We start from the raw sequence: 22,828 nt of genomic DNA, 5'->3' as shown, positions 1-22,828 counted from the left end.
GAAAATATATTAAGTTTGATCAATGAGAGACCGGTAAAACATTGTATAGTATTTTACACAGGATTATGGACTTGACTTTTTTTTCAAAAGAAAAATATAAACATACTTTTTTCGATTTTGGCACATTCGCTAGGTCGATGAAAAAACATGAGACCATGACTATTCGCAGGTGTCAAAAAAGAAAGAAAAAATGATTTTTGAAAAATCACTTCTTCTTTCTCAGAGTTAAAATATTTCTGTTGTAGTCTCTCGTGAGTTATTCGCTCTGCAATTTGTACATATCTGCATACAGACCTTCTTGTGCAAGTAATTCTACGTGGGTACCTCGTTCAACGATATTCCCCTTATCAAGCACAAGAATCAACTCAGCATCCCGAATCGTTGATAGACGGTGGGCAATAGCAATAGTGGTTCTTCCTTGGCGCATCTTTGCCAAGCCCTCTTGGATCAATCCTTCTGTTTCCGTATCAATATTCGCAGTTGCTTCATCTAACACTAAAATTTTAGGATCGGTAACGATGGTTCTAGCAAAAGTGATCAATTGTCGTTGTCCGCTGGAATAACTTGCGCCCCGTTCAATTACTTTTGCATGGTAGCCTTTAGGTAGTTCATTGATGAATCGATCTGCTTGAACAAACTCAGCTGCTTCGCGTATTTGCTCATCCGTAATAGTTGGGTCCATCATTCGAATATTGCCAGCAATGTCCCCATAGAATAGAAAGGCATCCTGTAATACCAAGCCCATTTTTTTACGCAGTTCTTCGATCGGATATTCACGGATATCATGATCATCGATCAAGATCTGTCCTTCGTAAAATTCATAAAACCGCATCAATACATTGATGATCGAGCTCTTGCCACTTCCTGTATGACCAACTAAAGCAACCGTCTCTCCAGGATTTGCGACAAAAGAAATATTATTTAAGACATTATTTTCTCCATCATAAGAAAAACTAACATTTTTAAATTCAATTTTTCCATCGGTAATCGTTCTTACTGCATCAGGCGCTTGTTGCGGCGTATATTCTTCTGTATCCATAATTTTCAATATACGGCTTCCAGCAACCATCCCATCGGTAAATACACTTAAAAAGTCCATCATTTGCGACATAGGATTAAAGAATCCTTGGACATACGTTGTGAACGCATAGATCAAGCCGACTTCAACTGGTGATTTCAATGCATCAATCCCGAATAACGTTAATGCTAGCGCAATCGCTAACGCATACAAGAAACTGATGACCGGGCTTAAAAGGATCGAATTGGTTTTGATCATTGCATAACGAGTAGCTAAATAGTCATTATTGACTTCCTCAAACTCTTTTGCTAACCGTTTTTCTTGGCGGAATTGCTGAATGATCCGCATCCCAGAAATCGATTCATTCAATTTGGTATTCAATTGACTCAATTTTTCACGCATATTGCGATAGATCCGTGAACTAAACTTTTGATAATACCAAATCACTACCCCTAAAATAGGTAAGAAAATCAACATCCATAAAGCAATCTTACTGTTGATCTGGAACATAGCAAGAAAAGAGGAAATAACTGCAAATATGCCTGTCAATACCATCAAAAAGACATACCAGAATTCAAAAAGCGTCTCTGTATCATTTGTTACCCTTGAAACAGTTGATCCTGCAGGCGTTTGGTCAAAGTACCTCATGCCCAATGTGTGGAGCTTTTCAAATAATTTTACTCGAATATACTGGTATGTTTTCAGCGAAGCCATTGAGTACAGATACCACTGAAAGAACCAAATGATACTCTTGATGATCACTCCGAATAAATACAACCCAGCAAAAAATAGGATCACTTGAGTTGTTGCAGATTGTTTTGCTAAATGTTCATCCATGAAAGTCTGGATGATACGAGGTAACAAAATATTGACGACAGACAAAGCTAACGCAAATAAGATTGCCACGATAAATAACGACTTAAATGGTTTGGCAAAATGCATCAATCGCTTGATGATCGTCTTTTGTTCCTTCAGAGGAATCGACTTGGTCCACTCTGATTGATACTTATCTTCCATCCTCTTCACCCCCTTCGATTTTTGCTTCTAACTGCTGTTTCTCCCACATTTGCTCGTACCATCCACCCAGGGCAAGTAATTCCTGATGCGTACCACGCTCAACGATTCTTCCCTTGTCGATGACGACGATCTCATTTGCATGCATAACACTACTCAAACGATGGGCAGCAATGATCGTTGTTTTGTTTTTTCGTTCTTCTTTTAGATTATGCAAAATCGCTTCTTCTGTTTTCGCATCGACCGCCGATAATGCATCATCAAGAATCAATAATTCGGGACTTTGGATCAGTGCACGTGCAATCGATATACGTTGCTTTTGTCCACCAGATAGTGATACTCCACGTTCGCCGACCAAGGTATCATACCCTTTAGGCAGAGCTTTAATTTCTTGATTGATAAAAGCAGATGAAGCTGCTTCTTCTACCTTTTCAGCTGACAATTGCGGATCAGAAAAACGAATATTGTCGCGGATCGTCATGGAGAACAAGAAATGATCTTGGGGAACATAACCGATCGATCGTAAAAGTGCATCTAAAGAATATTCTTTAATCGAACGGCCACCAAACTTGATTTGTCCTTTATAGCTATCATATTCACGCATCAATAATTTGATGATCGTCGTCTTACCAGCACCTGTTTTGCCGACAATCCCTAGAGTATCGCCTTCTTTGATTGCAAATTTGATTTGTTCAAGTGCAGGTACTTCTTCCTTAGGATAATGAAACTCTTTGATCTCTACATTGAGTTCACCCTTTGCTGGCGTTTGAATTGCACCTAATTGTTCGACGATATGTGTTTTTTCACGCAACAGTTCGCTAACACGATCGTATGAGGCATTTCCTCTTTCAAGAACATTGAATAAACGACCAATCGCAAACATCGGCCAAACCAACATACCGATATAACTGATAAATGAAACCATTTGTCCAATGGTGATCGTACCTTCTAATACATATTTTCCACCCAAAATAATAGTTGCCACATAAGATAAACCAATGATCAACGTGATAAATGGATCAAATAAAGCATCTAAGAAGTTGACACGTTTATTTTTTGCAATGGCATTTTCGATTTTTTCTTCAAAATCCGCAAGATCTTCTTTATCTTGACCAAATGTTTTGATTACTTTTATCCCAGTAATACTTTCCTGTGTTTTATCATTGATGCTCGAAAAAGCTTCTTGCGATTCACGAAAAGCATCATGTAATTTTGAACCTAAAATCCTTGAAGTCACAGCTAATAATGGCAACGGGATTAGCGCGATCAAAGTCAGACGCCAATCAATAAAAAATACCATCGCAATGATCGTTGTGCCTCCAGTAATCACAGAATCTGCAAACGTTAAAATACCAGCACCGGCAACATTCTGAATCGCATTTAAATCATTCGTCGCATGGGCCATCAAATCACCCGTACGGTATTTTTGATAAAATAAGCTATCCATTGCAGTGAAATGTGCAAATAAGCGTTGGCGTAATTCTTTTTCTAATCTGGCAGCACTTCCCCAAATATTGGTACGCCAGATAAAACGAAAGAGATATTGCAGAAAAGCCGCTACAACCAATACGGCAATCCAAGTGAAAATGATTTTCATCGAGATATTCTTATCCACAATCTCATCAATGATGATTCCAATCACTTTAGGAGGTACTAACTGAACTAGAGCGACGGCAAATAATGAAAAAATACCGATTAAATAGTGCTTCTTTTCTTGTTTAAAAAACCAACCTAATTTCCTAAAAATTGACATCCTTTTCCTCCTTCATACGGAACCGTCTTACCTTTTTCTTCTACTTTTTGAAGAGCGAGTCTTTCATCAATTAGTCGTTTTCTTACTGCATCATCCCAAATAGAAAAAATTACTAGAAAAATATAAAAAAAAGCAGACTGAAATCAATCAGCCCGCTAAAATGTCAGTTGAAAAAACCTATTTTTTCCCTTGATTTTTCATTTGTTGCATCATCTGACGAATTTTCTTTTCAGATGGTTTTTGCCCCATTGACATCATCATTGATCGTAACATTTCCTCATTGACGGGAGGATTTTTTTCTAAGTAATCTTTCATATATTTACGCGCAAAAAAGAATCCACCGATTGCGCCGATTAATAAAGCAATAATTGCAATAAGTACGACTATTCCTGTTGATACCATGTAAATCTCTCCTTTCTGTTTCCGAATTGCTCTCAGTGATTTATTTTACTAAAGATTGTCAAAAAAAGAAAGGCGTTTTCTTTAGAAACATTTAAAAAATTTCTTTTTAGCCGAATTTATGGTTTTCTAAGCCAAAATGGGAAGCTATAATTTTTTTTTAGGCGTACCGAATTTTTTCCTTTCATTTTCTTGGGGACAGGTGTAGAATAAATTCGATAAGAAAAAAGGAAAGGTGGTTTTTTTTTGGATAAACAATCGCAAAAGCATAAATTAATCGAACATACCAATGGACTTTCTTTATCTGAAATCAATGGTACTGTGAAAGTTCCTAAAAATAGGAGCTTTTTCAAAACTTTACTTGCTTATTCTGGTCCTGGCGCGTTAGTCGCTGTAGGATATATGGACCCGGGAAACTGGTCGACTTCCATCACAGGAGGGCAAAACTTTCAATATTTACTGATGTCAGTTATTTTGATGTCTAGTTTGATCGCCATGTTGCTCCAATACATGGCTGCTAAATTAGGGATCGTCAGTCAAATGGACCTTGCACAAGCTATCAGAGCACGAACAAGCAAATCGCTTGGGATCGTCTTATGGATCCTGACTGAATTAGCGATCATGGCAACAGATATTGCTGAAGTAATCGGTGCAGCAATTGCACTTTATCTCCTATTCAATATTCCCTTAGTGATTGCCGTTTTTGTCACCGTCTTGGATGTCTTCATCTTATTGATGTTAACTAAGATCGGTTTTCGTAAAATCGAAGCAATCGTCGTTTGTTTGATCTTTGTCATTTTATTTGTCTTTGTTTACCAAGTGGCACTATCTAATCCAGACTGGAAAAATTTATTTGCGGGTTTTGTTCCTAATGGAAAGACATTTGCAGATTCGCCAGTTATTGGTGGTGAAACACCATTGACCGGGGCGTTAGGAATCATCGGAGCTACAGTGATGCCTCACAATCTATACTTGCATTCTGCAGTTTCTCAAACACGAGAAATCGACCGAGAAGACTCCTCCGATATTGCTAGAGCAGTTCGTTTTTCGACTTGGGATTCAAATATCCAATTATCGATGGCCTTTTTAGTCAACGCACTATTATTGATCATGGGTGTTGCCGTTTTTAAAAATGGTTCTGTTCAAGATCCATCATTCTTCGGACTATATGAAGCATTGTCTGATCCTTCAGCAATGAGTAATAGCGTATTGATTACTGTAGCAAAATCAGGAATCTTATCCACACTCTTTGCAGTTGCTCTTCTTGCTTCTGGACAAAACTCAACGATCACAGGTACCTTGACTGGGCAAGTAATCATGGAAGGCTTCATCCACATGCGTATGCCAATCTGGTTGCGACGTCTAGTCACACGTTTGTTATCGGTCATTCCGGTCTTGATCTGTGTACTGTATACAAGTACGAAAGGCCCAATCGAAGAACACATTGCTTTAAATAATCTTATGAATGAGTCTCAAGTATTCTTAGCCTTTGCATTACCATTTTCAATGATTCCATTATTGATGATGACGAATAGTGAAACAGAGATGGGCAAACAATTCAAAAACAACTTGCTTGTCAAGATACTCGGTTGGTTCTCCGTTCTCAGCCTGACATATTTGAACCTCCGTGGCTTGACTGGGCAAATTGAAAGTTTCTTTGGAGATCAAGCCTCTGCTAGTGAATTAGCCCTAGCAGATCAGATTGCCTACGTTCTCATTTTCGTTGTCTTAGCGTTATTATGTTGGACGGTCGTTGATTTATATAAAGGAAATAAAAAACATCAACAGCGATTACAGCAGATGACAGAAGAACTCGATTAAAAATCAACCACAAAGGAGTGGCATGAGCTAGTCATTTCAGGCTCACACACCCAAGATATTGATTCACTTTACTATCAAAAAAATACGCCCTCGATCACTAAAAATTTGAAGTTCAAATTTTAGGATTGACGGCGTATTTTTTTACAAATCAGGATGATAGATTAGGACAACGAGCCAACGAGAGAAGTACTATACTATCTTTCTCACTAGTCATGCCGACCATTTCTTTTATTTGCTTTCTTCAAGTAACAACTCTGGAAATGCTTCTGGATCGAATACTTGCGTCTTGAACATCGTGATTTCTTTTCCATATGGCGCATATGCCGTTTTCTTTTCTTTTCCAACATATGGCGTTTCTAAAATCTTAGGAATAGCAGCAAATCTTGGTTCATGGACAATTTCATTCAATGTTTCAAAACCAATCGTACCAAAACCAATATTGGCATGTCGATCTTTATGGGCTCCTTGCGGATTTTTTGAATCATTGATGTGTAAAACTTTCAATCGATCCAAGCCGATCACTTTATCAAACTCGGTCATCACACCAGAAAAGTCATTGCGGACATCATACCCAGCATCATTGGTATGACAAGTGTCAAATGTAACAGACAGCTTTTCATTCAATACGACTCCATCAATGATCTGTGCTAATTCTTCAAATGTACGACCTACTTCTGTTCCTTTCCCCGCCATCGTTTCTAAAGCAATTTGCGCAGTCTGTTCTTTTGTTAATACTTCATTTAGACCTTCAATGATTTTCTTGATCCCTGCTTCTGCCCCTGCACCAACATGGGCACCAGGATGCAAAGTAATCTGTTTTGCACCTAGGGCTTCCGCTCGTACGATTTCTTCTCTTAAAAACTGCACGGCAAAAGGAAACATCTCTGGCTTGATCGTATTCCCTAAATTAATGATATATGGCGCATGAACGACAATATCAGATAATCCATGTTCCTCCATATATTGCTTTCCAGCTTCAATATTCATTTCTTCGATAGCTTTACGTCTTGTGTTCTGGGGAGCGCCAGTGTAGATCATGAAAGCGGAAGCCCCATAACTAGCAGCCTCTTCTGCTGCACCTAAAAGCATTTTTTTCCCACTCATACTTACATGTGAACCTAATAACATAAAAAGATTTCCTCCTCGAACAGCTCTACCTCAACTTTCTAGCGGAAAACCGTTCTATCTATTTTAAAATCAGCGATTCGCTTTTTTCATCCTCTCTATCTTAACTGAAACACGAAACAAAGAAAAGTTTGAAAACTCAACATAATAGGAAATATCCCTCTGGGTTCATGTATCACCCACCAGCTAAATCGGTGATGTTTTTTTGATCAGAAATAAATAAATCGTTACAAAAACTCCCCCATCTGTTTTTTTGATTCATTATTTGCTATAATTAGCGAAATAAAACCATTAGTTGAGGTGAACCCTTTTGCCACGTAAAGATACTCGGAAAAAGCGAAATCAAAAGAAAAAGCAAAAATGGTTTGTACCCAAAATTATTTTTGGTGTCTTCCAGTCATTAACAGCTTTTATCATCGTTCTTCTTTTGCTTCTCGCAGCACTAGGAGTCGGCATTGGTGCTGGCTACTTTGCATATCTAGTTGAAGATACAGAAATGCCGACCAAAGAAATACTACAAACAGAACTTGGCAATATTACAGAAACATCGAAACTTGTCTACGCGGATAATTCAGAGATCTCAAAGATCCAAACTGATTTAATGCGTACGACCGTTCCATCTGATCAAATTTCGCCGCTGTTGAAAACAGCGATCATCAGCACGGAGGATGAATATTTTGAAGAACACAAAGGATACGTTCCTAAAGCCGTACTACGTGCCCTATTCTCTGAAGCTACAGGAATCGGTTCTTCTGGTGGATCAACCTTGACGCAGCAATTAGTCAAACAACAGATACTAACAGATGAAACAACCTTCAAACGTAAAGCAAACGAAATTTTACTTGCGGCACAGGTCGAAAAGTATTTTTCAAAAAATGAGATCATATCGACCTACTTGAATGTTTCACCATTTGGTAGAAACAACAAAGGACAAAATATTGCGGGAGTCCAAGAAGCGGCGAAAGGTATTTTTGGTGTCAATGCCAAAGATGTGACCTTACCACAAGCTGCATTTATTGCTGGTTTACCACAAAGCCCAATCACTTATAGTCCTTATACAAATACAGGCGCCTTGAAAGAAGATCTTTCTGCCGGACTGAATCGTAAAGATATTGTACTGTTCAACATGTACCGTGAAAATAAAATCACCAAAGAACAATATGACGAGGCAAAAGCCTATGATCTTACTAAAGATTTCCTACCGCAACAAGTAGCAGAACAAAATGATCGTGAGTATTTGTATTATACGGTCATGAATGAAGCAACGAAGATCGTGACGAAACAACTGGCAAACAAAGATAAAGCTGATCTGACAGATAGTGACACCTATGATGCCTATTACCAAAAGGCACAACAAACGATCCAGAACAAAGGATATACGATCCATTCAACGATCGACAAAAATATTTACGCCGCAATGCAAACAGGTGTTCAAAAATATGGCTATCTGTTAGATGACGGCACTGCAACTCAAGTCGAGACTGGGAACGTCTTGATGGATAATAAAACTGGACGAATCTATGGATTTGTAGGTGGACGTAATTATTTACAAAATCAAAATAATCATGCCTTTGATACAGAAAGACAAGCAGGTTCATCGATCAAGCCAGTCCTTGTTTATGGCCCAGCCATCGATATGGGGTTAGTTGGTTCCGAATCTCGTGTGTCTGACTATGCCACAACTTGGCAAGAAGGCGCAAATGCTGGTGAAAAAATCGTCAATGCAACCAATGAAGGATCAAACACATTCCAAACGATCCGCGAATCTTTGGAATGGTCAAACAACATTCCCGCTTATCATTTATACCAAGATGTCTTGAATAATGGCGGATCGAAACAGTATGCCTATGACAGTTACCTAGCTAAGATGAACTATCCAGCAAATGCCAATTGGGGTGTTGAGTCTGCACCATTAGGAACGATCGATGTGACTACTCTCCAACAAACCAATGGTTTCCAAGCATTGGCGAATGGCGGTGTCTATCAAGAAGGTTATCTGATCGATTCCATTACGGATAATGCTGGCAACGTCATCTACAAGCATGAAGAAAAACCAGTCCGTATCTATTCTGAAGCAGCCGCATCCATCATGAACGATATGATGCGTAGTGTTCTGACAACCAAAATCACCACTTCTTTCAAAGACGATATCGCTAGTTTGAATAGCGACTTGGGTCAAGCCGATTGGGTGGGGAAAACAGGTACTACCAATGAATATCGTGACTCTTGGTTGATTGTTTCAACTCCAGCAATCACTATCAGTAGTTGGACAGGTCATGATGATAATACAGCAATGAACTCCAGAGCACGAATACGTTCTTCTCAATATTTAGCAAATTTGATCAATCAAGTTTATCAAGCAGATCCAACGATTTTTGGTACGCACGATAAATTTGAACTATCATCCGATGTCATGAAGAAAAAAGTTGCTGCCTTTACCGGTCAAACTGCTGGTAAAGTAACTGTAGATAAGAAAACAACTGAAACACCAAATAAAACAGTTGAATCATTGTGGGCAAAAAATGGTCCTGAAAAATCAACCTTTAAGTTTGGTGTTGGCGGCACAGATAAAGACTACGAAGAGTATTGGAAAACAGCTAATTCTTATAACCAATCAAATCCAGCGAAAAAAGAAGATTAAAGAAAAAACAGTGTATCTTTGTCAATAGGTCTGATTTAAGGACATCTAAGGTAGAAGCAAAATTCTACTTTGGATGTTTTTTATTTAGTACTCAATAAAATTGTTCACTAAGAAAATTCTAGTTCTCATTTTACTGAAATTTCTAATCCTATAAACCATTCGTTTCAATACTTTGATATGTGTATCCAGATTTTTTAATTTAGTATTTGAATAAAGGACTTCTAATGCTAAATAAATCCCCTTTCCATACTTTCAAAAAGCTTTTTTGATGTTTAAAAAGACCGATAGAATAACTTCTATCAGTCCTATAAATTATTCAGAAGCAAAACTATTCTTGGAATTCTCTGAGTTTATTGAGTTGTTTTTTTGTGTTGTCTACTTCTGCTAAAACCTCTGAAAGTCGTGTTCACAAATAGATTGCTATCCCCCATTTCTAATAGTTAATTCGCATTCCAAATCTAACTCCTATTTCTTCTATCTCCTTTTTGGGCGTTACTCATAGCCTTTTTGCTAGTTTCATTTTGTTTCTTAGATTGGTCCACCACAGTTTCTATTGTCCCTTTCAAGAGATTTTTATTCTGTTCTCTGCTTCTACAATGTTGTTTGCTACCCTTTAGATTATCCTGTTGTTCATTCTTTTGTGTCTTCTTCACCATATCCATCTGCGAGGTTGTTTTTTCTTGCTTTATTAGTTTTTCCATCCTTATTTCAAAATTAAGACTTATTTTTTTCGCCTCAATTAAAAGATTTGATAAAAAAAGATTAACTTTTTCGGGAGCCCAATTCTGTTCTTTCATGGTAGAAAGAAAATCGAACGAATAGCAATCTGTAGCTAGACCTATACGTTTAGCCATTATATATCCAAAAGCTTCTGATTTTAAATCATCAACATTTTTCTGAGGCACATCTATGGTTGTTTTTCTGTTTTCATGTATCACTAAACGATTAAGTATACTTAAGATATTTTTTTTATCCATGCCTTGTTTAATAATGATTTCGGATTTTCTTTTGAAAGGAGTCCGCGTAGCTAAAATAAAATCAGCAACGATATTCTCTAATTTAACTGTAGCCGTCCCTAATTCACTTAAACTTTTGAAGATTGCCTCGTAATGAAAATCATCAACAGTATGATCTTTTAGATAGTAACTAGGCTTGGGTACTTCTTGGTTTCCGACTAACTCGCTTACGTCAAAAACTTCAAGTAAACAATAATCTGTTTTTTGCTGATCCCCCTCCCCTTTTTTTAGAAGTGATTCATTTTTATAATAAAGTGCCTCCGGATTTGCTTTGACTTTTCTTCCTAGTTTTTCCCAAGCATCAAGTGAATAAATAAACTGGGCAGTTGGTTTTTGTGCCAAAAGGAGATTGATATTTTTGAAAGATCGCATAGGAAAAAAAGCAAACAAATTCAAATAATTGAGGAAATTTTCTTTTTCTAAAAAATTTATTGCATGCTTATTACAATAAGCATCGATTTCTTTCATATGTGCACCGTTGATTAAATCCTTTATAGATAAATTGTCTTGTTTCACTTTCTGATTTTCATTCCTGATACTCTCTACTCCTTCAGGAAAAAAGTCAATTGTCCCTAATCTATTCCACCCTCTTTTTAGATAATCATACGCTCTGATAATATGATAAAATTTTTCGACAATTTTCTCCCAATTTTTTTCCATATAGGCAATTTGTTTATTCAAATCTTCTCCATTAATTTCTCTAGGGATTACTTCATTTGTTTTTCTACGAGGAAGATAAAGCGCATGAGCAAAATCTAGTCCTGAAGCAACAAGATGAGAGTTCCTTAAATCTGCTTCAATTAGGTATACAAAATCTCGGTGTAAATTCTTTGTATTTCCCCTCATAGGAATGTACCAATTTGTTTTTTGACCACCTATCTCTACATAAAATCGTGTATCTTTGTCTAATACTCTTTTTTCAGAATCAGATTTTATTTTCAATTCTTCTAAAACATCAGAATCAACAGTCACTATGCGAGTCTTTCCCATCACTCACCACTCCTCATTATTTAAAATTGTGTTCATTATTTAGTTTATACAATTCATAAATAAAGTTAGTACCTTTTTTTTTTTTATAAAAAAAAAGATTCTATAATATTTTATATTAGTGGAAAATCGACTTCAGTTTCCCACTAACACTTTTCTTATTTTTTTAATCACAAAGAATCCCCTTGGTAGAAATTTTAGTCGACTAAAACCTATCTACCAAAGGAGTCTCTCTATGGATAATCATACTGTAAAATATAGAAAAGACATCCAGAAATCCTTTAGAATTAATTTAACGAACTAATTCTAAAGGATTCAAGATGTCTCATACTCAGCTTATCAAAGATACCTAAATATCTATTTCGAGGAAAACTGTTTAACCAAAGAAAAATGCAAAGGACGAATTTGCTTGATTTATAAAAGAAACTCGTATGTCTTTCGAAGCTTTTATAATTTCAAACTACGAATCATGATCCGTTATGGCAAAACCTTTTTAAGCAAATAAACAGAACAGAAAGAAGCTTTCCTTCTTTCTGTTCTGTCCAAATTATTCTAAGATTTTTCATTACCAACATTATTTGACAATGAGCCTTAAATTAGCTGTTAGTCCAGGCTAGGAGGGTGCACTACATTAAAAATTTAACTTTTTGGTGTAACTACAACTTTTCCAGCGAAATATTCTCTCAAAGGTATACAAGCATCTGCTGTAATAGCCGTTTTATTTTGTTGAGCCTTTTTCTTCGATTCCATATGGTAAAATAATCGTTTTTTCTTCCACTTCTTCTTTGTTCATCATTTTTGTAAGTAAGCGCATTGATACCGCACCAAGATCATACAAAGGTTGAGTAATACTTGTCAAACGTGGGCGAGCGACTTCTGTTAGTAACGAGTTGTTACTTGTGATGATTTCGAATTCCTCTGGAACTTTTACACCTCTATCTAAAAGTCCATCTAAAATACCGATTGCTAATTCATCATCTGAAACATAGACAGCTGTTGCACCACTGTTGTGGATACGTTCTACTAATGACAATCCATCTTTGAAGTTGTATTCTGCTTCAAAGATCAAGCCTTCACTGTAAGGCAAGTTGTTTTCTTTCAATGCTTCTTTGTAGCCCTTCAATCGATTTTGTCCATTGATTGGATCAATCAATGCACCACTGACAAACGCGATTTTCTTATTGCCGCTTTTAGCTAATTTGTTTACTGCATCTTTTGTAGCAGTTGTATAGTCAATATTGACACTACCAACTTGTTCATCTGGATCGATCGAACCTGCTAAAACAACAGGTGTTTTTGAGCGAGAGAATTCCCCGCGGATTTCATCAGTAATATGATGTCCCATAAAGATCACACCATCTACTTGTTTCGCTAATAGATTGTTTAGCACATTTACTTCTTTTTGGTCATTTCCATCAGAGTTTGCTAAAATGATATTGTATTTGTACATTGTGGCAACATCATCGATTCCGCGTGCTAATGATGCAAAGAACATATTGCTTACATCAGGAATGATCACACCGACAGTAGTTGTTTTTTTACTTGCCAATCCACGCGCTACAGCATTTGGACGATAATCTAAACGATCAATGACTTCCAGTACTTTTTTTCTTGTGGCAGGTTTTACATTGGGATTGCCATTGACAACACGTGAAACAGTAGCCATCGAAACATTTGCCTCTCTCGCTACATCGTAAATAGTAATTGTTTGCTTTTCCATTGTTTTTCTCCTATTCATTTTTATATGTTTTCTGAAAATACGCCTTACATTTCTTAGATAGAATATCAAATTATACTCGAAATTGCAACCGTTTTACCACTGTTTTCATGAAAATTTTTACTTTTTTCACTTTTTTAAACATTGGTCTTTTAATCAATAAGTGGTACAATTATCTAATAATTCAATAAATTAGAAAGAAGGATGCCAAAATGAATAACGTAAAAATCAACGAATTACGTAAATGGATGGCTCAAAAACAAGTGGATCTGGCTTATATCAATGATCCTGGACACATTGCTTATTTTTCAGGATATGAAAGTGAACCACATGAACGTGTCTTGGCGCTCTTTATTCCACTTGAACAAGATCCTTTTTTATTCACCCCTGCTTTAGAAGTTGAAGATGCACAAAATAGTAGCTGGACTTTTGATGTACGTGGATATTTGGACAGCGAAAACCCTTGGGAAATTATCGGGAAAGAATTACGTACCCGTTATGGACAACCCGGAAAAATCGGGATCGAAAAAAATGCTTTAACTGTTGACCGCTTTGATGCTATCTCTGATCAACTAGTTGGTACAGATGATTTCATTGACTTGACTTCTATTATCCAACGATTGCAATTGATCAAAACAGTTGAAGAAAAAGACAAATTGATTGCCGCAGGTAAATGGGCAGATGTTGCGTTTGAAGTTGGCTTCAACGCAGTCAAAGAAGGTATCACTGAACAAGCGATCATCGCAGAAATCGAATATCAATTGAAGAAACAAGGTGTCTCACAAATGTCATTTGACACAATTGTTCTTGCTGGTATGAATGCTGCTAGTCCTCATGGCACACCTGGTAGTACCAAAGTGACACCAAATGAACTTGTCTTATTCGATCTTGGTGTTGTTTGGGACGGTTATTGCAGTGATGCTACACGTACTGTCGCTTACAAGAAACCAACAGAATTCCAAGAAAAAATCTACAATATCACCCTTGAAGCACAATTAACTGTACAAGCAGCTGTGCGACCTGGTGTTACAGCCGCTGAACTAGATCAGATTGCTCGTAATGTTATCAATAGCTACGGCTATGGAGAATACTTCAATCACCGCTTAGGTCACGGAATTGGTACAACTGTTCATGAATTTCCTTCTCTAGTTGAAGGAAACGATTTGGTCATTGAAGAAGGCATGTGCTTCTCACTGGAACCAGGGATCTATATTCCTGGAAAAGTCGGTGTACGAATCGAAGACTGTGTCTATGTAACAGAAGATGGTTGTGTACCATTTACTACCACATCAAAAGAGTTACGAATCTTAGATTAATCTCTTGATCCATTTCAATAATTAAACGAATCCTTCAAAAGAAGCAATGGTTTCTGCTTCTTTTGAAGGATTCGTTCTTGCACAACATTCAGTTTCAGTATCCTAAATGATTACCTAGTTTTTCCTTTTTTAACTCTCATGAAAATAATCCCTACTCCACTAGCACAGATCAAGATACCGATGATCAACAGTGCTATTTCAGAACGTTCATTTGTGGTGGGAAATACCTTGTTCTCTTTTGACAATAGCTGATCTCCTACTTTATTTGCGAGTTGCAGTTGTTTTTTTGAAGAATCAGTGAGTTTTTCTGTTAGCAGATCTGTGGCTTCCACATTGGAAACACGCTCCTGATTCTTTTGTTTTTGCTCACTTGGGCTTACCTCTACCTTTAAAGGCTGAGTCGCTTCCATGGTTTTAACCGCTTCGACTTGAGGCTTACTTTCATTTTCTGGTGTATTTTTAGTAGCTGTCTTAACGACTGTTTCTGCTACTTTATTTTCGATTAAACTAAGCTGTTCTTTTACGATATCACTTGTATTTCCTGCTTGATCTTCCGTACGCACATAGAGTTCTAAGTCTTTTGTTACCTCAAATGGTTGAGTATATTTTTGCCATGTTTTCCCTTTATCCATACTATAGGATAGTTGGTGTACTGCAGTTTCTTCCTTAGACAGCTGTTTTTCATAACCTAGTGTCACTTTGATTGCGTTTTGACCTCTTTCTAATTGTATAGAAGGTCCACTAGCAACCTCTTTTCGAATCGCTTTTACTTCGTATTTGGCTACAGCTGATTCATTCCCATATTTATCTTTATACTTATAATAAACAGTTTTATTTTCCGCAATTGTCATGTCATCTTTGACCTTGGACCATGTATTTCCATCAATAGAATAGTATAGTTCTGCATCCGTTCTCTCATCTACATGTAAAGTAACTACTTGATTGGCAACCGTTTGATTACTTTGTATAACTGGAGTTGCTAACATTACATGATGATAATCAACAGTCACAATCGTACTGACATGATTATTTAGGGTATCTACTAAATCAAACTCGACTTGGTTCAATCCATCTTCGATATCAATAGGATAATCGACAGTTGTCGCTTGACGGCTAGCATAGTATTTTTCATTGTACACACCATGATTTCCATCACTATAGGCATTATTCAAATTGATATATAACCTGTACCCAGCTAAATTATCGTTGACTTCAGCTCTAACCGCATAAGGATTTTGATTCGTATAGGCAAAATAATTTCCCTGACTATCCACTGTTAGATTTGGTAAGATCAAACTAGGCAAAGTTGAATCGATCACGATAGGATAACTATAATTCATGACTGGTCGCCCATCGTTCAGACGATTGTCTTGCGCATAGATTTTCAATGCATGTTTCCCATTGTCCAAATTTTTCATGACGTAGCTGAATGCAAGTGTATCAGGATCGTAATTGATTTTCTCGTCATTCAAACGGAAATCTGTAACTGGATATTTTAGTTTCCCGTTGATCTGCAATTCTTTTGTTTGAACATTGTAATAATTACTTGTTTTGTTTGCTATAATCGCCCCACCATCTAGTTGCTCAAATTCAACTAGATCCCCAGTATAACTGGTTGTATCTACAGTCGTTATAACAACGGTTGACTCCGTCACCTCATCATTTGAGTTATAAGAAGACACAAGCAATTTATTTTCTCCAAACACTAGTGGAATGTCCCCTTCAAATTCACCATTACTAGTTAAACTACTTGTCAAATCGACACTTTTTTTAGCTGACTGGTTTTCGACACTCACTTTCACTCCATTTGTTTTTCCTTTCAAATGATAATTTTCTGAATGGGCGATCGCTTTTCCAGATGCATCCACTCCTTCTATCTCAAGAGTTGGTGCTTGATCAACAAAAGTAAAGTGGTAAGTGCCCAGTATATTTTTTCCAGTTGCGTCCTTTGAAAAGACAACCGTATTTTGTGCTACTACTGGAACAGCCACAGAAAAGGCTCCGGTAGCGCCAGTTACTGTCTTTATACCATTCGCAAATAATTCTGTATTTGGTAAATACGTTCCTTTGATGTTATACGACTTATTCACTTTATCATAACTATAAGAATCCGAAGTAATAACAGAGTTATCTGTAAGGTTGAGCAACTTCAACACTCCAACTGCTCCATTGATTACTTGACCTGTTTGCCCATCATAATACTTTCCTGGATCTATCGTCGTATTCAACGCATTGTCAGCAACTTCTATACTCACAAAATTGTGACCATTTATCAAAAATTGATCTACATTTGGCACTAAATAAACATTTTTTTGTCCGCTTACTGGATAGATCGTCCTGTTGAGCGCCTGGCCGTTTATTTCCAAAGAGACTTGGTCACTTACTCCCGAACCTTTGTCCGCGAATTCTAATGCAATGCCCTGTCCTCGAAAAATACGCATTCCTTGGATGACCGGTGGGAGTGTATCTACTTTCAGTGGATAATAAGTGACTTGTTCTCCTTGACCACTTGCAGTTTCAGTCGTTATTTTATATCTATACTGTCCATCGGGTACTCTATTCGTCTTGCCCGTCTTAGTGTCGTATCTTTTTCCATCCCATTCTCCATTGGCTACTCCATGGGTACTCCATTTCCCTCTCTCTTGATCAAAAAAATCCTTACGCTGGTTTCTTTCTTCATAGACTTTTTGGATCACATGGTCATTTGCGTCAACGATTTCGTATTTTGCATAAGCATAGTTTCGATAAAAGTATAAATATGGAAATGTAGAGTCGTAATGTCCATCCCCATTAGGAGAAATAGCTACACTATCAGGATCGACATCTGAATTTTTAACACCTAATATATTTCGACTATTAACATCCACTAAAAAACCAGCTAGTGTCGGGATATTTTTTCCTCCCGGTTGATTATACGGAGGAGAAGTAATCAGTTCCGCATCATAATCGCCATAATAGCCCATATATGGAAGCACTAAATCAGGCGTGTTATCTCCGCTAAATCCAACGTACCCTTCAACGAATTGCTGTCTGTCGAATGTAGCTGGCAACTGTAACGTGACAGTGACTTCGATACTAGCTTTAGCAGGCACTTCGATTTTTTGATTGGCCGTTGTTAGACTTGCTCCATTGATCTTACTATCATAAAGTTCTAAAGATGTCTTTTCTATATCTTGTGTGTATACACCACCATAATCATTGAATACATAACTTTTTGTGTCGTTTCCATAATTTGTTAAAGTCACTTTAAAGTTGGTGTGTTCTGTAATTTCTTTCAAAGCGAATGCGGCATCATGATCACTGGCGTCAGTTGCACTCACTGTGTTTTCCAAAGCAGCGCCGACATTAAGCAACCCCGCTCCCTGTTGACGAGGTGAATAAATCAAATTTATATGGTCGTGGTCAATTAAAGGAGTAGCCGTATTCATAAGTGTATTTTTAGCAAATTGCGGCAAATCTTTTCTAGGAATATTCAACTGACTATTTTTAGCCGATTGATAGATCAATGCCTCTGCTCCTGCTACAAATGGTGACGCCATCGAAGTTCTATTCATTGATTGGTATGAATTGTCATTTGCCAATGAGTAAATATTTCCACCTGGCGCGGTGATTTCTGGTTTGAATTCTAAGGTTGGTGTGGGTCCCCAAGATGAAAATGTGGACATTTTTCCCGCTTGATTGTTTTGTATGACCTCCTCTCGAAAATCAAAAGTGAATTGTTTCTGCTGTTTCATTGCAGAAAGTAATTGGGTCCCTTCTCTAGCAAAAACACAAATGGTTGGATAAGAAAGATCCGTCAAATTTGGTGCATATTGAGCATCTTCATAGATCACAGCTGCTACTGCTCCAGCTTTTTTCACATTTGCTACTTTTTCGGAATGATTCGTTGTATCTCCATGAATCAACGCAATCTTGTTTTTAGCATCAAGTCGGGAAATTTCTTCCTTACTAGCGCTTCCCACATCAATTAGCTCATGCTTATTTTTAAGGTCTGAGTAATCAGCAGTTGGTGCTATCTTATAGGGTTGCAAGTCTCCATTATAAGAAGCATAGCCATTGAACTGAATCCCTGCTACATGAAATATAGGAAGTGTAGCCGTTGTATTTTCCGCAGAAGCAACACTCAAGGAAGAAGAAACAACTGCGGGAGAAGAAATCATCGACTGATCATCTGTCCCTACTATATCCGTTGCAGTACCAGATACAGTACCACTAGTTGCTGCATTTCCTGCAGCAATCACACATAAGACTCCTGCATCCGAAGCTGTTTGGATCGCTAATTGTTCTGGGTCAGATGTATCACTATTTCCAGCATCACTTCCTAAACTCATATTGATGACATCGGCTCCTAGAACGACAGAGTCTTCGATAGCTGCGATGATATCATCAGACATACAGCTTTGGTTATCATTATTAGAAAAAACTTTCATCGCTAACAATTGTGCTTCTGGTGCGACACCCTTTACTACGCCGTTAGCTGCCGCAATTCCAGCCACATGCTGTCCATGCATCACTGAACTTTGATCAACGACATCTTCCGATTCGTCCGCATAATTATGTCCAAAAGGAACTTTAGCTGAAAAGTACTTTCCATAACCTAGATTTTTTATTTTTTTATCCGCTTCTTGTTTTTCAAGTTGCACTCCTGTGCTCTTACTCAATTTGAGATCCTGATGACTAGGGTCCATCCCTGAATCGATAATCGAAATAACCGTATTTTCACCTTTCAAATTATAGTCATTCCAAGCCTTTTCAATATCTGCCATCTTGTTTGACGATGCGTCTTGGGGAGTATATGCTTTGATAACACTGACTGATTCGACGCCTTCGATTCCTTCTAGTTTCTCGATATCTCCATAGCTAACATCCATGGAAAAACCGTTAATCAATAGGCCAAACTCCCTGATCACCTTCGTTTTAGCAATCTTTTCCACTTTTTCTTGGATTGTCTCTTGTTTTGCGATTACTTTTTCAGAAACTTCTTGCACTTTTTCGATTGATTCAGGTGTATCGATCGATTTCTTCGATTTTTCGACAGCCGCTTTCTCTTTTAAGCGAATCATCACTCGTACTTTATCAGTTGCTTTGATATCTTTCTCGTTCTCGTCATAATATCCCTGCGCTTTTAGCTGAGCTAGTGCAGCTTTTTTGATCAACTCGGAATCGATCGCTTTTTTCTTAGAAATATAGTCCTTAAGATCCTGTTTATCTTCTACTAAATTTGTCGTTTCCGTGGGAATCTCAGTAGCATCCGCTACGCTAGAATACACACTTAAAAACAAAGGTGACAATAAAATAGTTGTACCAATCGTTCCTATCCAGTAAGCTTTCCTCCTCCAATTTCCTTTTTTCATTTTTTTCCTCCCGTCTTATGTGTACTTTCATTTATTTACAACCAATGTCCGAAGCAAATCAATTGGTTCGTTGAAATTAAAATAACACACATATAAAGAACTAGCAATATATTTTTTAAATTTTCTAAAAATTAAAGCGAACATTTTAAGAGATAGACCATTTAATTATTAAAAAAATAAAATAACATTATATATTAAAAAAACGCTGTTAAATAAACAATAGAAAATTATTAAAATTATAAAAAACACTCATATATATATAAATCCAATTTCACATATTAAATAAAACATATGATTTTAAAAATCAAAAAGGCATTTCATAACCACTAAAAAAATAACAATAGTAATAAATATCAAAAAAGCAGTGAATACTGAACGAACCCTCAGTACTCACTGCTCTTTTATTTTCGATAATGAAGTCTTATTTCTGTTCTTTAAATGTATCTTTTAAATCTTCTTTTGCTGAATGAACGTCTTCTTTTGCCATATCTTTCATCGTTTTCGCATCTTCTGCCACAGGTTTTGCTTCTTCAATACCCTCTTGGATTGTTTCTCCACCAGCAGATGCAGTATCTTTTGCTTGGATCAGGATATCTTCTGTTGTATCTTTTGCAACTTCACCCATTTTATTTACTGGTTTTTTCAAGTCATCTGCTGATTTTTTGAAACGATCAGATAGGTCTGCCGATTGTTCCTTTAGATTCAACAAAATATCTTCTGATTCATCTTCAACTACGTCAGCTGAATCATTGACTTTATTTTTCACATTTCCAGCAAGATCTCCTGCTTGTTGTGATAGATCTTGTGCTTTTTCTTTTGCGATGTCTGTCAATGTACTTGTTTTTTCTTTCGCCATATCTGTGTAATCTGAAGCCATGTCTAGAAAATCATCTGCTTGTGCTGCTAATTCATCTCTTAGTTCTTTTCCTGATTTAGGTGCTAACAATAATGCTGCTACCGCTGCGGCTGTTCCACCGATTACTGCACCTAATAAAAATCCGCCTTTTTTTGCCATGATTATTTTCCTCCTGTCGTTTCAGTATGTTTTTTATTTTTGAAAAATTTTAAAGCAGTCCCGCCAACTTTTCCAGCTACCGTTGCCTTGGCTGTCGTTTTGCCGATACCACCAACTTTCGCCACAATATTTTTGCTTGATACATTCAATTCTGAGACGCTTTCACTTAAATCGGCTACTGCAGTGAACAATGGATCGATAGTTGCTACCTTACCATTGATATCTAAAAGAAGTTCATTGCTTTTCACTAATAAACCTTCCACTTGTCTTGATAAAACATCGACATCTTTCGTTACAACTTCAATCGTTGTATTTGCTTCCGCGACTGTTTGATCAACTTTTTCTAATGTTTTTGATAATTGTAGTAAAACTTTTACGATGAAAACAACTAGCACTGCAAATGCAATCGCTGCAATCAATCCTGCAATTTCTCCGCCTGTCATAGTTAAACTCCCTTCTGATACTCTTTCTATTAGAATAGCATTTTCACGTTTTTTAAACAAATAAAAAATAGTGAAAGAGTGTGGGACAAATCTAAAAATCAGTTTTGCTACAGACTTTCGAATAAACGGCGTCAAAAAGGCAAATTCTTCGGAAATCTCAAAAAAAACGAGCAATACAAAAAGCGTATTGTTCGTTTTTTTCTCCAATTTCTCACACCTAAACGACTTTTGTCTCGACCTCTTTCTTTAATAAAGATTATTTTTTATCTTCTTTTTTTGATTCAATCGGTTTTTTTATATTTGTAGATACGGAATGATCTTCCGCTTCTAATTCTTTCCCCAATGCTTTGATATATTCTCTCAAAGGTTCACCAACCTCTGGATGTGTCAAACCATATTCAATACTCGTTTTCATAAAACCAAATTTATCTCCGACATCATAACGTTTACCTGTAAATTTACGAGCAAAAACGCGTTGTGTTCGGTTTAAAGTATCAATGGCATCAGTTAATTGGATCTCGTTACCTGCACCTGGTTTTTGTTCTGCTAATACATCAAAAATCTCTGGCGTCAACAAGTAACGCCCAATAATTGCTAAATCACTTGGTGCTTTACTTGGTTCAGGTTTTTCAACGAAATTCTTAACATTGTATAAGCCGTCTTCTAACTCTTCTCCAGGATTGATGATCCCATATTTCGATGTATCTTTTTGTGGTACTTGCATAACCGCGATAGTTGAAGCATGTGTACGTTCATAATCATCGATCAACTGTTGTGTCAACGGCACTTCATCTTCCATGATGTCGTCACCTAACATCACGACAAAAGGTTCATTTCCGATAAATGCACGAGCTTGTAAAACGGCATGACCTAACCCTTTTGGATGAGATTGACGGATAAAATGAAGATTGACATCAGTCGTTTCTTCCACTAATTTCAATAATTCAGTTTTTCCTTTTTCACTAAGGTTTGTTTCTAATTCGATATTTGAATCAAAATGGTCTTCGATCGGTCTTTTAGCTTTTCCTGTGACGATCAAAATATCTTCGATTCCTGATTTCAATGCTTCTTCAACAATAAACTGAATCGTTGGTTTGTCAACAATCGGAAGCATCTCCTTAGCCATTGCTTTTGTGGCAGGTAAAAATCTAGTTCCTAATCCTGCTGCTGGAATTACTGCTTTTTTTACTTTCATGTGTCAACTCTCCT

At 37.0% G+C, this 22,828-nt stretch carries 13 protein-coding genes; 3 read left to right on the top strand and 10 right to left on the bottom strand.

The features are described from left to right. Window positions 1-256: 256 nt before the first annotated feature. The 3 genes from DVW83_RS01055 to DVW83_RS01045 all read right to left on the bottom strand — a co-directional run bounded on the left by DVW83_RS01055 (window position 257) and on the right by DVW83_RS01045 (window position 4,187). Window positions 257-2,035: an ABC transporter ATP-binding protein gene (locus DVW83_RS01055; protein WP_104661751.1), complete on the bottom strand. Its 1,779-nt coding sequence runs from the start codon at window positions 2,033-2,035 to the stop codon at window positions 257-259. Continuing rightward, window positions 2,025-3,785, bottom strand: coding sequence for an ABC transporter ATP-binding protein (locus tag DVW83_RS01050; RefSeq protein WP_104661750.1), 1,761 nt, complete (start codon window positions 3,783-3,785; stop codon window positions 2,025-2,027). Before DVW83_RS01050 ends, DVW83_RS01055 begins: the two co-directional genes overlap by 11 nt. A 177-nt stretch (window positions 3,786-3,962) precedes the next feature. Further along, window positions 3,963-4,187: a YneF family protein gene (locus DVW83_RS01045; protein ID WP_005880376.1), complete on the bottom strand. Its 225-nt coding sequence runs from the start codon at window positions 4,185-4,187 to the stop codon at window positions 3,963-3,965. Window positions 4,188-4,430: 243 nt separating this feature from the next. On the opposite strand from DVW83_RS01045, the gene DVW83_RS01040 reads away from it, so the two are divergent. Then, complete coding sequence (locus DVW83_RS01040) at window positions 4,431-6,005, top strand: Nramp family divalent metal transporter (RefSeq protein ID WP_104661749.1); 1,575 nt, start codon at window positions 4,431-4,433, stop codon at window positions 6,003-6,005. Window positions 6,006-6,233: 228 nt separating this feature from the next. On the opposite strand, the gene DVW83_RS01035 is transcribed toward DVW83_RS01040, so the two are convergent. Further along, complete coding sequence (locus DVW83_RS01035; protein ID WP_104661748.1) at window positions 6,234-7,133, bottom strand: deoxyribonuclease IV; 900 nt, start codon at window positions 7,131-7,133, stop codon at window positions 6,234-6,236. Window positions 7,134-7,440: 307 nt separating this feature from the next. Between DVW83_RS01035 and DVW83_RS01030 the strand changes: the two genes are divergently transcribed. Next, window positions 7,441-9,771: a transglycosylase domain-containing protein gene (locus DVW83_RS01030; RefSeq protein ID WP_104661747.1), complete on the top strand. Its 2,331-nt coding sequence runs from the start codon at window positions 7,441-7,443 to the stop codon at window positions 9,769-9,771. 458 nt (window positions 9,772-10,229) lie between these two features. Here DVW83_RS01030 and DVW83_RS01025 read toward each other — a convergent pair whose 3' ends face one another. Both DVW83_RS01025 and ccpA read right to left on the bottom strand, forming a co-directional pair. Next, window positions 10,230-11,777, bottom strand: coding sequence for a hypothetical protein (locus DVW83_RS01025; RefSeq protein WP_104661746.1), 1,548 nt, complete (start codon window positions 11,775-11,777; stop codon window positions 10,230-10,232). A gap of 715 nt (window positions 11,778-12,492) precedes the next feature. Next, window positions 12,493-13,494 (bottom strand): catabolite control protein A, encoded by a 1,002-nt coding sequence (gene ccpA / locus DVW83_RS01020; RefSeq protein WP_005880387.1) that lies wholly within the window; start codon window positions 13,492-13,494, stop codon window positions 12,493-12,495. 209 nt (window positions 13,495-13,703) lie between these two features. Between ccpA and DVW83_RS01015 the strand changes: the two genes are divergently transcribed. After that, window positions 13,704-14,807 carry an aminopeptidase P family protein gene (locus DVW83_RS01015; RefSeq protein WP_104661744.1) on the top strand — a complete coding sequence of 368 codons (1,104 nt, stop codon included), beginning with the start codon at window positions 13,704-13,706 and terminating at the stop codon, window positions 14,805-14,807. 110 nt (window positions 14,808-14,917) lie between these two features. On the opposite strand, the gene DVW83_RS01010 is transcribed toward DVW83_RS01015, so the two are convergent. The 4 genes from DVW83_RS01010 to galU all read right to left on the bottom strand — a co-directional run bounded on the left by DVW83_RS01010 (window position 14,918) and on the right by galU (window position 22,814). Then, window positions 14,918-20,161, bottom strand: a complete 5,244-nt coding sequence (locus DVW83_RS01010) for a S8 family serine peptidase (RefSeq protein ID WP_238699320.1) — start codon at window positions 20,159-20,161, stop codon at window positions 14,918-14,920. Window positions 20,162-20,582: 421 nt separating this feature from the next. Beyond that, window positions 20,583-21,176: a YtxH domain-containing protein gene (locus tag DVW83_RS01005; RefSeq protein WP_104661255.1), complete on the bottom strand. Its 594-nt coding sequence runs from the start codon at window positions 21,174-21,176 to the stop codon at window positions 20,583-20,585. A gap of 2 nt (window positions 21,177-21,178) precedes the next feature. After that, entirely contained in the window at window positions 21,179-21,619 is a 441-nt protein-coding gene (locus tag DVW83_RS01000) for a DUF948 domain-containing protein (RefSeq protein WP_104661256.1), read from the bottom strand. A gap of 256 nt (window positions 21,620-21,875) precedes the next feature. Beyond that, complete coding sequence (gene galU, locus DVW83_RS00995; protein ID WP_104661257.1) at window positions 21,876-22,814, bottom strand: UTP--glucose-1-phosphate uridylyltransferase GalU; 939 nt, start codon at window positions 22,812-22,814, stop codon at window positions 21,876-21,878. Window positions 22,815-22,828: the final 14 nt, after the last annotated feature.

Origin of the sequence: Enterococcus sp. VV15 (assembly GCF_005236045.1) — a bacterium.
Classification (GTDB): Bacteria; Bacillota; Bacilli; order Lactobacillales; family Enterococcaceae; genus Enterococcus_B; species Enterococcus_B durans.
This window is presented reverse-complemented; position numbering and strand designations above follow the sequence as displayed.

Excerpts from the sequence above, each read along its gene's own strand:
- DVW83_RS01055 (WP_104661751.1), bottom strand. The coding sequence starts at position 2,035 with ATGGAAGATAAGTATCAATCAGAGTGGACCAAGTCGATTCCTCTGAAG.
- DVW83_RS01050 (WP_104661750.1), bottom strand. The coding sequence starts at position 3,785 with ATGTCAATTTTTAGGAAATTAGGTTGGTTTTTTAAACAAGAAAAGAAG.
- DVW83_RS01045 (WP_005880376.1), bottom strand. The coding sequence starts at position 4,187 with ATGGTATCAACAGGAATAGTCGTACTTATTGCAATTATTGCTTTATTA.
- DVW83_RS01035 (WP_104661748.1), bottom strand. The coding sequence starts at position 7,133 with ATGTTATTAGGTTCACATGTAAGTATGAGTGGGAAAAAAATGCTTTTA.
- DVW83_RS01025 (WP_104661746.1), bottom strand. The coding sequence starts at position 11,777 with ATGGGAAAGACTCGCATAGTGACTGTTGATTCTGATGTTTTAGAAGAA.
- ccpA (WP_005880387.1), bottom strand. The coding sequence starts at position 13,494 with ATGGAAAAGCAAACAATTACTATTTACGATGTAGCGAGAGAGGCAAAT.
- DVW83_RS01015 (WP_104661744.1), top strand. The coding sequence starts at position 13,704 with ATGAATAACGTAAAAATCAACGAATTACGTAAATGGATGGCTCAAAAA.
- DVW83_RS01010 (WP_238699320.1), bottom strand. The coding sequence starts at position 20,161 with ATGAAAAAAGGAAATTGGAGGAGGAAAGCTTACTGGATAGGAACGATT.
- DVW83_RS01005 (WP_104661255.1), bottom strand. The coding sequence starts at position 21,176 with ATGGCAAAAAAAGGCGGATTTTTATTAGGTGCAGTAATCGGTGGAACA.
- DVW83_RS01000 (WP_104661256.1), bottom strand. The coding sequence starts at position 21,619 with ATGACAGGCGGAGAAATTGCAGGATTGATTGCAGCGATTGCATTTGCA.
- galU (WP_104661257.1), bottom strand. The coding sequence starts at position 22,814 with ATGAAAGTAAAAAAAGCAGTAATTCCAGCAGCAGGATTAGGAACTAGA.